This window comes from Leptothermofonsia sp. ETS-13, assembly GCF_049200465.1.
In the GTDB taxonomy this organism is placed as follows: Bacteria; Cyanobacteriota; Cyanobacteriia; order Leptolyngbyales; family Leptolyngbyaceae; genus Leptothermofonsia.
The window spans coordinates 695,950-708,832 of sequence record NZ_CP120836.1 but is presented as its reverse complement, the minus strand read 5'-3'; the positions used below and the strand labels follow the sequence as shown (position 1 = coordinate 708,832).

At 46.4% G+C, this 12,883-nt stretch carries 11 protein-coding genes, 1 tRNA gene and 2 pseudogenes; 8 read left to right on the top strand and 6 right to left on the bottom strand.

The genetic code is table 11. The features are described from left to right. Window positions 1–531 precede the first annotated feature (531 nt). Window positions 532–870: pseudogene (locus tag P4D80_RS03280) on the top strand (DUF952 domain-containing protein). Window positions 871–1,083: 213 nt separating this feature from the next. On the opposite strand, the gene P4D80_RS03275 reads toward P4D80_RS03280, so the two are convergent. Together P4D80_RS03275 and P4D80_RS03270 are read right to left on the bottom strand one after the other, a co-directional pair. Further along, a complete protein-coding gene (locus P4D80_RS03275) occupies window positions 1,084–1,695 on the bottom strand; it encodes a hypothetical protein (RefSeq protein WP_421657419.1) in 612 nt (203 codons plus the stop codon). 496 nt (window positions 1,696–2,191) lie between these two features. Next, complete coding sequence (locus tag P4D80_RS03270) at window positions 2,192–2,683, bottom strand: thylakoid membrane photosystem I accumulation factor (RefSeq protein WP_421657418.1); 492 nt, start codon at window positions 2,681–2,683, stop codon at window positions 2,192–2,194. A gap of 548 nt (window positions 2,684–3,231) precedes the next feature. Between P4D80_RS03270 and P4D80_RS03265 the strand changes: the two genes are divergently transcribed. Both P4D80_RS03265 and P4D80_RS03260 read left to right on the top strand, forming a co-directional pair. After that, window positions 3,232–3,363 carry a hypothetical protein gene (locus P4D80_RS03265; RefSeq protein ID WP_421657417.1) on the top strand — a complete coding sequence of 44 codons (132 nt, stop codon included), beginning with the start codon at window positions 3,232–3,234 and terminating at the stop codon, window positions 3,361–3,363. 212 nt (window positions 3,364–3,575) lie between these two features. Beyond that, window positions 3,576–3,833, top strand: a pseudogene (locus P4D80_RS03260) (transposase); the annotation flags it as partial. Between the two features lie 564 nt (window positions 3,834–4,397). Here P4D80_RS03260 and P4D80_RS03255 read toward each other — a convergent pair. Further along, window positions 4,398–4,471: transfer RNA gene (locus P4D80_RS03255), tRNA-Pro, on the bottom strand. A gap of 476 nt (window positions 4,472–4,947) precedes the next feature. On the opposite strand from P4D80_RS03255, the gene P4D80_RS03250 reads away from it, so the two are divergent. Then, window positions 4,948–6,351, top strand: a complete 1,404-nt coding sequence (locus P4D80_RS03250; RefSeq protein WP_421657416.1) for an AAA family ATPase — start codon at window positions 4,948–4,950, stop codon at window positions 6,349–6,351. Here P4D80_RS03250 and P4D80_RS03245 read toward each other — a convergent pair. Next, entirely contained in the window at window positions 6,348–7,202 is an 855-nt protein-coding gene (locus P4D80_RS03245; RefSeq protein WP_421657415.1) for a PEP-CTERM sorting domain-containing protein, read from the bottom strand. The genes P4D80_RS03250 and P4D80_RS03245 overlap by 4 nt on opposite strands. A 1,066-nt stretch (window positions 7,203–8,268) precedes the next feature. Here P4D80_RS03245 and P4D80_RS03240 point away from each other — a divergent pair. After that, a complete protein-coding gene (locus tag P4D80_RS03240) occupies window positions 8,269–8,460 on the top strand; it encodes a DUF2949 domain-containing protein (RefSeq protein ID WP_421657414.1) in 192 nt (63 codons plus the stop codon). Between the two features lie 48 nt (window positions 8,461–8,508). On the opposite strand, the gene P4D80_RS03235 is transcribed toward P4D80_RS03240, so the two are convergent. Next, the gene (locus P4D80_RS03235; RefSeq protein WP_421657413.1) at window positions 8,509–9,084 is read right to left on the bottom strand and encodes a DUF3611 family protein; all 576 of its coding nucleotides are present in this window, start codon (window positions 9,082–9,084) and stop codon (window positions 8,509–8,511) included. 238 nt (window positions 9,085–9,322) lie between these two features. Between P4D80_RS03235 and P4D80_RS03230 the strand changes: the two genes are divergently transcribed. The 3 genes from P4D80_RS03230 to P4D80_RS03220 all read left to right on the top strand — a co-directional run bounded on the left by P4D80_RS03230 (window position 9,323) and on the right by P4D80_RS03220 (window position 12,398). Then, a complete protein-coding gene (locus P4D80_RS03230; RefSeq protein ID WP_421657412.1) occupies window positions 9,323–10,000 on the top strand; it encodes a response regulator in 678 nt (225 codons plus the stop codon). Window positions 10,001–11,326: 1,326 nt separating this feature from the next. Then, on the top strand, window positions 11,327–11,713 hold the full coding sequence (locus P4D80_RS03225) for a PadR family transcriptional regulator (protein ID WP_421659477.1): 387 nt from the start codon (window positions 11,327–11,329) through the stop codon (window positions 11,711–11,713). Between the two features lie 127 nt (window positions 11,714–11,840). Beyond that, on the top strand, window positions 11,841–12,398 hold the full coding sequence (locus tag P4D80_RS03220; protein ID WP_421657411.1) for a cofactor assembly of complex C subunit B: 558 nt from the start codon (window positions 11,841–11,843) through the stop codon (window positions 12,396–12,398). 141 nt (window positions 12,399–12,539) lie between these two features. Here P4D80_RS03220 and P4D80_RS03215 read toward each other — a convergent pair whose 3' ends face one another. Continuing rightward, entirely contained in the window at window positions 12,540–12,857 is a 318-nt protein-coding gene (locus P4D80_RS03215; RefSeq protein WP_421657410.1) for a DUF3155 domain-containing protein, read from the bottom strand. Window positions 12,858–12,883 lie beyond the last annotated feature (26 nt).

The following is a 12,883-nucleotide window of genomic DNA, read 5'->3' as shown; positions in this document are numbered from 1 at the left end:
ACCCCCGAAATATCCATACGGTTTGGTGGTGAATATGGCTTACCACCAGGCTCTTAAAAAAGAACCCGATAAAGATATGAAAGAAATCGGGCTTCGGACATAATGTCAAGCAAATAGAAATGCTAATGAAGCCCGATTTCCAGGTAAGTCCGGCATACGTCTAGAGTATGATTCACTCAGTAAAAGTCACCTCATCCGGGTGGGTCACCCGATCGCATGATGTTATAAACCTGAACGCTGCAAATCCGCTAAAAGCCCTACATATTCTACTTTCTGTCCTTTACCAGTTGCCTTAAATTTACCCAATTGGAGGAGCCCAAAAGTGTGGTGCAGGAGAGTGTTACACCAGTTAGACTATTTCCAAAGTTAGAGGTTGGCGCTCAACAGGAGGGCTGAGATGCTGAATCGATTATTCCAGGCAGCCGTAATCACCTTCCTGCTCGGTTTAACAACTATGGGAGGGAACCTACTCAAAGTTTCTCACGCTCAGATTACGGTCGAGGATTCAACTACACTGAATGTCCCATAAGTTTGATTTTGCACATCACGACGCGATCGCACTGGCAGCAAGCCCAACAAATGGGCATTTATCGGGCTGAAATCCTTCAGAATGAAGGATTTATTCACTGTTCTACCCCTACACAAATCCCCTGGGTTGCTAACACTCTTTACCAGAAGCAATCGGAGTTAGTATTGCTTTGCATTGATCCAGAATAACTGGAAGCAGAACTACAGTTTGAAGATGTAGGAAATGGTCAAATATTCCCGCATCTCTATGGTCCCTTAAACCTGAATGCTGTTGTCCAGATCGTCGATTTTGAACCAAATTCTAATGGCAGGTTTACGTTACCTGAAGCAATCAAACTTTAGCGAATAGACTGAATTAAAGCTGGCAGGCATTGCTCACCCTGTAGTACTCAAAACTCATCTCCCCCTCCACCCCTCCACTCATCTATAGCGTTCACAAATAGTTTATGAACAAGGGGTTGGGGGCGAAGCCCCCACGCAGGGGTTCCGCCCCTGCACCCCGTTCAAATTTCAAGAAGGATCGCTATACCAGAAAGCGATGGCTACCAACCTGCCCTATCCAATCGGCTGGTTCCCAGGGGCTACGGCATGGACATATTCGCTCCCCGATTCTGGCCAACCCTGGCGATAGGTGGCTTGCTCTGGTTTACCCCAACCCAACTGCAAGATGAGTTCGGCAGAGTCCCCCTTTCCCAGCTTACAGAGGCTTGCCCATTCGGTCCGCTGTACAATTCTGTCTACATCTGCTGCGGTGATTTGTTGGTAAAATTTCCCAGCATTCAGGCTAAGGTAAAGATTCATCTTTGTCGTTACCTCACGCCAGAAGGAAATAACGGAATCTTTAGCAGCCTTTAAAGCAGCCATATCACTGGGTAGCCCAATCAACTGATCATCCACTTTAGGAAAACAAAGCGTTTTGCCCTGAAAAGTCAGTGTCTGCCAGATAATTCCTGAAACTTGGTGCTCTCGCTGGTACTCGTGAACAGCTGCGCGAAAGTCGTTGTAGGCAGTGAACTTTTGAATGCCATCTGTTTTGAGAAACATGTCAATAAAAGGACTAAATCCAGTTGGGCGTGCTTTTAAGTTCAGGCGTTGACCGTTGATGCAAGCACGGCGTTCATTGGCCAGAATTTTGATTAAATCCTCGGTATTGTAGACCATTGACATCAGGCAATCCCTTGTCGATGTTCTTGTCGATGTTGTTGCGATTGTTTGATGGACGGTAAGCAAACCGTTTACAAATCAGTCTTTTAGCAGTCTACGTTCCCTTTACCTATGTATATTGAATGCCCCTTCCCCTATCGTCAATAGATTTTGTTGAAATTTCAGGGATCGCGACCTTCGAAGAAGACGTTTCAGGCAGGACTTACACATTTTGCCAAAACCTCGGAGATTTAAGCGCCGATATGGCTTGGGGTGCTGCTTCAGGTTAAAACCTCCGAGATTTGCATAAGCCTTATCAGAGATAAGTAGTTCCACCCAATTAATTGTAAGAAGAAGGAATGGGGGCTGCGCCCCTAGGCAAGGGGTTCCAACCCCTCCACCCCCGAATCTATCTTCAATTTAATTTTGTCCAGTTACCTATTGTCTTTGCCTGTAGAGACGTTCCGTGGAACATCCCTGTGGAAAATTCACTTCTGGTTTAGCACATAACCTCTGCGGACTATTTCACAAGCTCTGTCGTCAACTCGTTGACCGATCGCCGCTTCAGCTCAACCGACTCCGATCGCGGCAGTAAATCAAACACTTCTCGGAAGACATCATCGATTTGCTCAAAGGGGACTTGCCCAATTTCATCTAGCACGATCTTGCCGGATGTATCAAATAAAACTGTTTGGGGCACCAAACCCTTGTAGTAATAGCCAGGCTCCATAGGATTGTTAGATACCTTTGAGGGCAGGGCATCTACCCGGAATGGCATGAACTCAGCCGCTTTGCCATAGAATTGCTGAAGCTGAGAAACGACTAGCGAGTATTCTTTGCAGTCTCGGCTGTCATCGATGTAAAACACCAGGAGAATCGGACGTTTACGCTGAAATGCCTCTGCCAGGGTCACTCTGGGAGGCACCAAAGACCCATTCCCCGCGTAAAGGGCAAAGATATCCCCGTCGAAGCGATCGTCATGGAGCCCTGCCATTGCAGAACTGGTACCCATCACAATCCAACAACTCAAGATCGCCAGGAGCAGGGAAAGAAGACGACCTGATAGATCAAAACAAAAGTTTTGAAGGGGGTGGAGGGGGTGAAACCCCCTTCTGGGGGCGAAGCCCCCACTCCCCCATGTCGCAAAATTTAGTGTTTGCAATACTAGACTTCGCCAACCCCGGAAGCGGATAGCAGAAGCAGTTCTCTGGCATAACTGCTGTCGAAGGAAACTCATAAAATTTACGATTTAATGTGGCTCATCCTTCATTCAATCATAGTGTTTATAGCTGTTGCCAGGTTGCTTAGAACATGGACTTTAAGGGGATATGGGGGCCTCGCCCCCAGCCAAGGGTTCTACCCCTATACCCCGTCCTAAACCTGGTGGTTCACCAAAGGAACTTTGCCTGGTTATCTAAACTCCAAAAAGCCAATTGACGGAGTTTAAAGGGTTTGCAACCCTTCAAAACCCGCTTAGCAGATTACTAAGTAGGTGATGGTAGGAAACTCCAGCTATGTTAAGTTTGGTAAAGATATTATTACTTCTAAGCTAAAACGCCTATGGTTTCTCGCTTACGTGTTCTTTTAACCGTTGAGCAAGACCTCACCCTGAGGGAGTTAAGAACTGCCGATTATCTTCGCCAAAGAGTACGAGATCGGGTTGAAGTAATTTGCCTGAATGCTCATGGATAGACGGTTGAAAAAATAGCCAGTTACTTTGCGTGGAATATTGCAACAGTACGTATCACCCTCCATCATTGGCAACAGCAAGGATTGGGGGGACTCTGGGATGCGCCTAAACCAGGGTTTGTCAAATTTTTTGTAGAAATCCTGGAAAGGGGGTCGAGGGAATCAGGGTTTCAAGGGAGTTAGAACCCCGTTTCTAGAGCACTCTCCAGCACTTGGTCGCCTTTGCTGAAAAAGCTGAAAAAGGGAACAAGCAGTATCCCACCGTCAGCAAGTCTTGGCTCAATCATTGGCAACGGATTATTCCTTTCTTTATCTTCCCGGCTGAGATTCGCAAAGCGATTTACACCACCAATGCGATTGAATCAATGAATATGACTCTCCGAAAAGTGTTGAAGAATCACAGCACTTTTCCCACCGATGAATCTGCACTTAAGGTTGTATACTTGGCAATCCAAAACATTTTCCAAAAAAAGTAGACGATGCCGATTCGAGATGGGTGACCTGCCTTAAATCAGTTTGCGATTATGTGCGATTATGTATATATGACGATCGCTCTCTAAATTACATACCCTGGTTTTTTCTTTCATCACCCCATCACTCATCCACCTCTTCTCCCCTTCCCTGGGTAGGTAGCAAAATATTAAAGCAAGAACCGCTGCCGATAGTCTCATTTCTTAATGACTAAAGAAAAACAGTTGTTTCCAGAAGGTTTGGTAGATAAAGCTTTCAGAACTTGGCCTTTCTTCTCTGACCTTTACGTAAGGGCACTACCTAAAAAGTTAAATAACCTTTCCCCTGGTTTCCTTGGCTGCTCAACTCGGGCTTAGCAAACCCATCAGACTATTCCCTTCCTTGAGAGCGTTGTAGGCACAAGTTCAAGAATTGTTTAGTCAACTGACATTGGAATAAGTGATGTCAATCGCTTCCTACAGCTTTAGTCTGGAAGCACTGTCACGCAGTTTCTCACTTTATTTATTGACACTTTCTTTATTGAGATTAACAGACCAATCTCGGTGTAGTACAACTAACAAATAAAATCGGGATGACTGGATTCGAACCAGCGGCCCCTTCGTCCCGAACGAAGTGCGCTACCAAGCTGCGCTACATCCCGTTCCTCTAGTCTAAGGTATCATATCCGACCCGGAGACCTGTGAACAAGAGAAGACCGGGATTTATGTTGATACCAATACCTCAAATAAAAAATCCCTGGCTCATGCCAGGGATAAGATCAGGGTGCATCTACCATTCCACTTTTCCTTATAAAGAGCCTCGATCAGGACACCTCATCGCAAATTAATGAGATTTCACGATTTCTTGATAAGCTGACACTTCCATCCCTTTAAGTTCAATGTTCTAACCTATTTGCGTAGAGCTATAGCATCGTTCTTGAAATTTGAACGGGGTGGAGAGAGTGGAACCCCCTCCATCCCCGAAATTATCTTTAATTTAACTGCACCTTGCTACTTAGCATAAGCAAAATTTTTTGGGATAATTGGATTTTGCTATCATCGGATTTTGCTATCATCACCTCTGGTTAACGGCGCTATTTCATAATGAGAGTGATGCAACTGCTGAAAATTTGCCGTCATGGGTTACTACATCTCTCCTCGCTTTCTTGACAAACTTTCGATTCATATCACCAAGAATTACCTGAATTTGCCCAATGTTAAGGTACCACTCATCCTGGGCATCCACGGCAGAAAGGGAGAGGGCAAGACCTTCCAGTGCGAACTGGTGTTTGAGCGCATGGGGGTGGAGGTGATTCACATTTCTGCCGGAGAACTGGAGAGCCCAGACGCGGGTGACCCGGCTCGGTTGCTTCGTTTGCGCTATCGTGAAGCCAACGAAGTCACCAAAGTGCGTGGCAAGATGGCCGTGATCATGATCAATGACATTGATGCCGGAGCCGGGCGGGTGGACGAGTACACCCAGTACACGGTGAATACTCAACTGGTCAACGCCACCTTAATGAACATTGCGGACAATCCGACCAATGTGCAACTACCAGGGAGCTATGACGATACTCCTCTGCGACGAATTCCTATCATTGTGACAGGAAACGACTTTTCAACCCTGTACGCTCCGATGATTCGTGATGGACGAATGGAAAAGTTTTTCTGGGAACCGGATTATCAAGATCGCATCGGTATTGTGAGTGGCATTTTTGAAGTAGATAATGTCGCACATGACGAAATTGTTCGATTGGTTGAAGCTTTTCCCGACCAGGCCATCGATTTTTATAGTGCCTTGCGATCGCGGCTCTATGATGAACAAGTCCGCGAATTTATTCAAAGCGTCGGATTAGAGCGCATTTCTAGTCGCGTCGTTAACCCCAAAGACCCCCTTCCCGAATTTCACAAACCAAACTTTAGCCTGCCACACCTGCTAGAAGTTGGGGAACAGATTGTGCGCGAACAAAAGCGCATTCAAGAACTGCGGCTATCCGAAGAATACAACAAGTCCCTCTTTGTGAGTCGCAAATTGGGCGACACCTCGCCACGAGGGGAACTGGGTACCGGATACAGAGCGCAGAGTGCGGGGGATGCCGATAGAACCAGGAAAGCAACCCAAACCGTTCCCTCCCGCGAATTCTTCCGTTCCTACGAATCGACCACTCCTAATGGCCAGGGCAGCCATCCCTCCCCTTCCTACCCCACTCCCCACTCCCCACTTCCCACTGCCCCTTCCAGCTATCCCGGCCAGCCTTCCAGTACCCTCCTAACCCCCAGCATTGTGGCAGAAGTCAACCAGATTCTGAACCGGGGACATCGTTTGGGTATTGAATATGTAGACGATCGCCGCTTCCGTACAGGCTCCTGGAAAAGTTATGGAACCTACGAAGGAAATGGTGCAGAAGCGATCGCCGCCCTCGAATCTTGCCTAACTGACCATGCCAGCGATTTCGTGCGGCTAGTAGGCATCAACCCCAAAGATCGCCGCCGAGTGTTGGAAACAATTATTCATCGCCCTAACAGCAGAACTGCCAGCTAGCGCCGCTTTCGTACCCATCTGGCTCCCAGGGCACCCAAACCAAGGGAAACTCCGGCGATCGTAGACGGTTCGGGAACTGCGGCAGCCACCCCAATTGGACGTCTCAAGCTTCTATTGGTGAACGTTCTTCCTACAAACGAGGCAGAATTCCCCTGCACCTCACCAAACTCCAGCACAGACCCAATATTTTCATTAGCAAAATCAAAACCAATCACATAGAGATTGTTAGCCGTGCTACCTACCCCAAACGTCAGACTACCGATAAAGTTGTTGCTAGGGCTTGTCCCTGTGTAATTGGTAGACAAAACATTGAGCAGATTACCAGCCAGGTCATACTCTCGAATTCCGCCTGCAAAGTCACTCACAAAAATACTTTGCTCATCTGGAGCAAACGCAAGCCCCAGCAGGCTCACAAATCCAAAGCTTTCCGCTAGCAGTGTCGGTTGATCAATAAAGACTTCCGGTGTGGTTGTCGGCACCAGCCCCTTCACCTGCTCCGGGCCATAACGCAATACCTGGCTTTTAAAGCCATTTTGTTCATTAGGAAACACTAAATTGCCTGCTGCATCGTTAGCCGTTCCCTCGATCGCCACATAAAGGCTACCATCAGGTCCGAACAGCAATCCGTTGGGTCCATTCAACCCACCTCTCATGCCAAAACCATTGTTGTTATCTGAAGCGAAGACATCAACAAATTCCCCCGTCTGAGCATTGAAGCGCAGAATTTGATTGGTCCGAAAGCTACTGACGTAAAGAAGGCCATCAGGTCCAAAGACGTTGCCGTAGGGACGAGCCAGCCCATTCCCCACAGCCGCTACTCCTAAAAATTCGCCACCTGGACTGAACTTCAAAACTGCTGAATCTTGTGGGTACGCAGCATCTAGAAACTGAGACTATTGCTTCCCCCACGCTGACATAGAGATTACCATCCGGTCCACATGTCAGGTCATCCGGTGCTCGTAGTCCACCACTGCCGGGGGTAGTAAAGTCTCCGACAAAATGACCCGTCATTTCATCAAAAACAACAATGTTGTTGCTCTCACTGTTGCTGATCAGCAAAAAAGCGTCCGCTTTTGCAGTGGCAATTCCAAAAACCGTAAAAACACTGAGGAGTAAAGGTACTGGCTGACAAAATTTCATGAAATGAGTAAATCGGTTGGATGGACGCCCCTATTTTTTACACCTCGCCGACTTTGAAGTATTCAAAAAGATACAAGTTCATCACACTTTCACCGAAAGAAGAATGTCAATGAAGCTGATGTAAAAAAGAGAAATTGCGATTATCCACGGTCTCTCAGAAATCCTCGGAAGTATCTTGAACCCGCGAGATTAAATCGAGCTTAAGATTTGAGGAGATACAGCTGAGAGTACCTATACTTAAAGGTTGGATGGATTGCGGTAGCGTCAACCTTATCAGGACCTTGTCAAGAGTTGATTCAGTCCATCCCTGGTTTATTAACGACTGATGCTATGGGTGTAGAAACAGGTACAACCTGTAGCACTAACACATGAATCTTTACAAGAAATTAATACGCTGGTAATAGCGTTACTCTCCATTCACTCAGAGGTTATTACACCAGGGCTGGAGAAAGGCAAATTCGGGGTGGCAGAATCGCAATCAAACGTAGGATTCATTTCTCGGAGGTTGTGGTTTAAGTGAATGTCATAGGTTGTCATAGGTTGTGTTGACGGAACAACAGTCGTTACAGCAGACCCCCAAAAGTAGGTTAGTTAACAGGGGTGAACTCAGTTTCCATCGTTTTACCCGCGATGTCTGGCTTCTGGTACCTACTAAAAATCACCTGGTAAGGTGACCAAACAAGATGAGGTCTCCTGCATGCCGCCCATATACCATGTACGCCATGTCAATCTAACCTTGCTGCTTGAATACCCTTAATTTGTAGGAACTATTTAGCCGTGGAATCTAATCGCAGCAATACTCAACTCATCAACTTTTTGCAGAAGGAACTGGCGATTTCTGCTAACTCTATTGCTATGGCACTGCGTCATTGCGAGCAAGACCCAGGTCCGCTCCATATGATTCTTTGGCAGTATGGATTAGTTTCTCTGGAGCAGCTTGAGCAAATCTTTGACTGGCTAGAAGGCTAACCTGGAACATGGTTACGGAAGATAGGGGGTAAGTTCTGAGAATCTTTGCTATCTGGTAATCCGGTTTAACAGCCAGAGCGCTGCGCCAATGCCAAAGAACTGGGCCAGGATTACATTAACGCTAGCTTGAACAACCAGAATATCCAGTGGCTGAATAAACTTTGACGGATCAGTGTTAACGAATCCCCCGATTCCCTGATTGAAAGCCTTTGCTGCTAACAAACCCACTGTTGCCTGAGCGCCTAACAGAGAAAGCAACATTCCGACTAAGCTCGCAATTAGCCCTGTTCGTAATACCTGGATAGTTTCGGGTCGTTTGGGACGATTCGCTGGGTTTCCATCTAACCTCCTACCAATGGGAATATAGCGGAACAGTGCCCAATACATATTAAAAAGCAGTACGAGGATTCCAAAAATCGTGACGACAACACCGATGCCAGTCGTAGGGCTGTTTTGGTTGGCACCGGGAGAGCGGCTTAACGCCCCAGCAAACAGCAGGATGACGCTTGAGATAACCGTCAAAACGAGTTGAACCCAAAAGCCAATCCAACCAGTAAGGCGGAAGTTTTTAGCAATATCCCGCAGGGTGGGGGAAACAGCAGAAGAACCTGGGCGATCAATCATAGTCCCGGTACCTGGCCATACGATCTTACCAATTTCCCATACTAACGGTTTTGTCGGCCATTGCGGGAGCTAGAGATATATCTGTCAATCGAAAAGTAGGAGAACTATCTTCAGAGATTGTGTAAAGTTATGCTGAGAGAAGGGACTTAGCATAGGATGAGTCAAGGTAAGGTTTGTCTTCTTCGAACAGGTTTTTCCGCAAAAAAATTCTTGCAGTTATTTACCCTAAATTACTTCCATGTCAGACGCATCTCTGTCACTTAATGGAATTCCCGAACTTCCTCCCCTACGAATTCTCATCGTGGAGGACGACCCCATGATGCAATTGGGGCTTGAGCAATCGCTGGAAGACTATCCTCAATTAACGATTGTAGGACAAGCTTCCGATGGTTATTTGGGAGTTGAAGCGGCGCTTAAGCTGAAACCTGATATTGTTGTGATGGATATTGGCCTGCCTCGGATGGATGGGATTGAGGCGACTAAACAAATCAAAGATGCTTTGCCAGAAGTTCGGATTGTGATGCTCACTTCCCATACTACTGAGAACGAGGTGATTGCAGCCCTTTCTGGCGGTGCTGACGCCTATTGCATTAAAGGAACTAATGTGGATCGGCTAATTGCGGCGATCGCTGCCGCCCAGGAAGGCGCTACCTACCTTGATCCCCAAATTGCCCGGCAGGTAATTGAGCATCTCAAACCTCCCTCACCCAGCAGTACCATTAGTGGGCATCTCTCCCAACGAGAACTGGAGGTTTTAAAATTGATGGTAGAAGGAAAAAGCAATCCCGAAATTGCGGCAGAACTCTACCTTAGCCCCAATACGGTTAAAACCCACATCCGGGGTATTATGAATAAGCTGGCAGTAGACGATCGTGTTCAAGCAGCCGTCGTTGCCCTCCGGTCTGGCCTGGTTTGAGTAAAATCGCTCTCTTGAGCATAAATCAGAGAAATGTGGAATCATAACTTGACCAAGGTTTTCAGGTTTGATTGACTCAAATCTGAAGACAGGCAAATGAAGGTCTCCTGGTAATCATTACAAATTTTCCCACACTGCTTTGATACACTACCGTTCTCTTTTTCTTTGCATGATTGTTAATAAATTCATGAGTGCTAATAAACATGACTGTCAATAAATTATAAATTAAGTTAGGTATAAATTAAGTTAGGTAGTCACAATTAACCAACCTTAAAAGGGGGAGTGGGAGCTGCGCCTCCAGGCTCGGGGTTTCACCTCCTACCCCCCCGAAATTATTCTTAATTTAATTATTTAATTGCGCCTAGCTACTTATGTAATAGGTAGCAGTCCTAAATCAGTTGTGAGATGGAGAAGTTTTGTAAAAAGAAATTCCTGCGGAACTCCTTTGCATAATTCAAATAGGATCACTACAGCATTCACAAATAGTTTGTAAACAAAGGGGTCAAAGCCCCACGCTAGGGTTCAACCCTGCACCCCGTTCAAGATTTCAAGAAGGATTGCTATAGCTAATTGAGAGGAGCAAAGGTGCATCTCGTCGTTGGGGAAGCCTATTCTGGTTACGAAGCCGGAGCTTCGTAACCCCGCTGTCAAAGCTCTTGCTCCACTGAACCAAAATGGGAAACGGGAGCCTTTAATCGACATGGCCAGGCGGGAGTCTGGCAACGAGATAACAGCCAATGGATTCACCCAAATTTCAGATACGCCCGATGAGCAATCAAAAGGGAACTCCTGACTTGAAAATAGAACCCTTGATTCCCTTCCCTTGACTCCCTTTTTTCATGGTGCTGTATGTAGTTTATTCTAGCTACTTTTGAACCTTTATTACCACGAGGATTTATTACCACGAGAGATTCAAAACGGTTCAATCATAATTTGAAGGGAAATTGTTAAGTTGTTATAACAAGTCTCTATCTATTTATCTCCTAAGGGACGATTCTCTCAAGAAGCATTTAGAATTTAGATACGGGAAAGATATTACACTGTGTCGAATCAATGACACATAAGCTAACCTGATAATTTCTCTGACTGTGTCAGAAGGTTGGCCCCGGCAATAGAGTCCCCCTAAGTCATAAAATTCGCAACCTTGACCTTTGATTGCCCCTCGTTGGTCAGGCTTAGCAGTTGGATAGTTGGCAATTGCTTCCCAATTACCCGGATTATCACTCGAAAGATAATTTAATGCTTTCGGTTGATGCCAGTTCAAGAATCTCACTGCTAGGTTGGAATTGCGTGGACTGATTTATCGTTGTCTGGATGGGAAAGATGATGAAGTTTGAGGATATTTACCAATTTTTTCAAGCACCGCCCCCCTTTTACCTCAACAAGGAATTGGCGGTATGCTATGTTCTCTCTGTGCTGTCTCGTGGAGACTCCTATGGTACAGAGCTGATTCAGCTTCTGGAAAACGAGTATCCAACGTATCGCCTCTCTGACACTGTGCTTTATAGTGCCCTCAAATTTCTTGAGGATGAGCAAATCATAGAAGGGTACTGGAAAAAAGTTGAAGGCCGCGGTCGCCCGCGTCGCATGTACCAGATTCGCTCTGGCGCAACGCAACAGGCACAGGATTTATCCCGCCTTTGGTATGAATATGTCAGAAAGCATCATACCCTGCCTCACTCAAATGGGTTAGCTCCCAGCAGTGGTACTTAATCAATCATTTCGGTTAGGTTCAATGAAGGTAAGGTCCAGGTTCAAACCTCAACTCAAAGCGTTACCCTGGTGCCAGGAGTTGACTAGACTTTAAGTTGTCATTTGATGCCTGGATCGACGAATTAGCATGGACATTTCCGTTCTTTCTTCAACTTTTTTGTTGACTTTACTGCTATCGATAGGGCTTTTGTTTTTCATTCGAGCTTCGGTAAAAGATCGAACCCAAATGATGAAATTAGTGTCTACCCAATCGGAAGAGTTGACACTAGAGCAATTGCAGCAGTACTTTGCTGGGCGTGCTTATCAGGTTGCCTCTATTAACGAAGCAAGGAACCAGGTGACCTTTGAGGGGATTGTTCGCCCCAGCCTGTTTCTTGCGTTCTTTCTGACTTTGCTGGCAGCAATCGGAGTTCTTTGCCTGGCGCTAGTCCTGTCAATACTATTGCCTCAGTTAACCTGGGCATTGATGGGCATGGTACTGTTCGCTCCCGCTGCAGGAGCTTTTTACTGGCGCGGTGCGAGACGCCCTGAGAAAGTCTTTCTCAAGGTTGATGCGCTAGAAAGTTCGTCAGAAAGTGTTCGAAGCATTGTGACAGTGATGGCCCATCGAGATGAAATCAAGGAATTGCAGCGATCGCTGGCCCTTGTACCCACCGAGCAGGCAATCAATCTCAAGATGCTTTAATTATTTGTTGAGCAAATGCTTAGTTCTTAACAACCTGATACGAATTGAAATCCCGCCTTGGCTTTTGAGCGAAGGCGGGATTTCAATTAGAACCACATCTAGACTAGATAGGGGCTCTGATACAGACCTCGGAACAGCAGACTAATGACTACGAGCAGCAACTGGAAGTTCTCCCGTGTGCTCGTCCGACAATCTCAGACTTGGAAACAGGAAATGGTTTTCCTCAACGTACTGTGCGCCGAACAAACCTTTTTCAGCCCAGAAATACCTATCCGTGGTATGCTCGTTACGCTTTACCAAAAGCAGCGCAGGTGGAAGAATTCCTTCTGCATGAATAAACTTCCGGGCAGCGGTGACTGGCTTGTCTTCGCCGCACTCAATACTGAATTGAGGCACATTCTCGAGAATCCTTCGCCCCTCCTGCCGGCGACGGCTTTTGCGCTTGCGTCTCCTTGCCAAAGCCCTTTACCCCCTTTTTCAGAAGC

What these genes read in the sequence shown, in the direction of transcription:
- P4D80_RS03275 (WP_421657419.1), bottom strand. Translation starts at nt 1,695, where the DNA reads ATGTCAATGGTCTACAATACCGAGGATTTAATCAAAATTCTGGCCAAT.
- P4D80_RS03270 (WP_421657418.1), bottom strand. Translation starts at nt 2,683, where the DNA reads ATGGGTACCAGTTCTGCAATGGCAGGGCTCCATGACGATCGCTTCGAC.
- P4D80_RS03265 (WP_421657417.1), top strand. Translation starts at nt 3,232, where the DNA reads ATGGTTTCTCGCTTACGTGTTCTTTTAACCGTTGAGCAAGACCTCACC.
- P4D80_RS03250 (WP_421657416.1), top strand. Translation starts at nt 4,948, where the DNA reads ATGGGTTACTACATCTCTCCTCGCTTTCTTGACAAACTTTCGATTCAT.
- P4D80_RS03235 (WP_421657413.1), bottom strand. Translation starts at nt 9,084, where the DNA reads ATGATTGATCGCCCAGGTTCTTCTGCTGTTTCCCCCACCCTGCGGGAT.
- P4D80_RS03230 (WP_421657412.1), top strand. Translation starts at nt 9,323, where the DNA reads ATGTCAGACGCATCTCTGTCACTTAATGGAATTCCCGAACTTCCTCCC.
- P4D80_RS03225 (WP_421659477.1), top strand. Translation starts at nt 11,327, where the DNA reads ATGAAGTTTGAGGATATTTACCAATTTTTTCAAGCACCGCCCCCCTTT.
- P4D80_RS03220 (WP_421657411.1), top strand. Translation starts at nt 11,841, where the DNA reads ATGGACATTTCCGTTCTTTCTTCAACTTTTTTGTTGACTTTACTGCTA.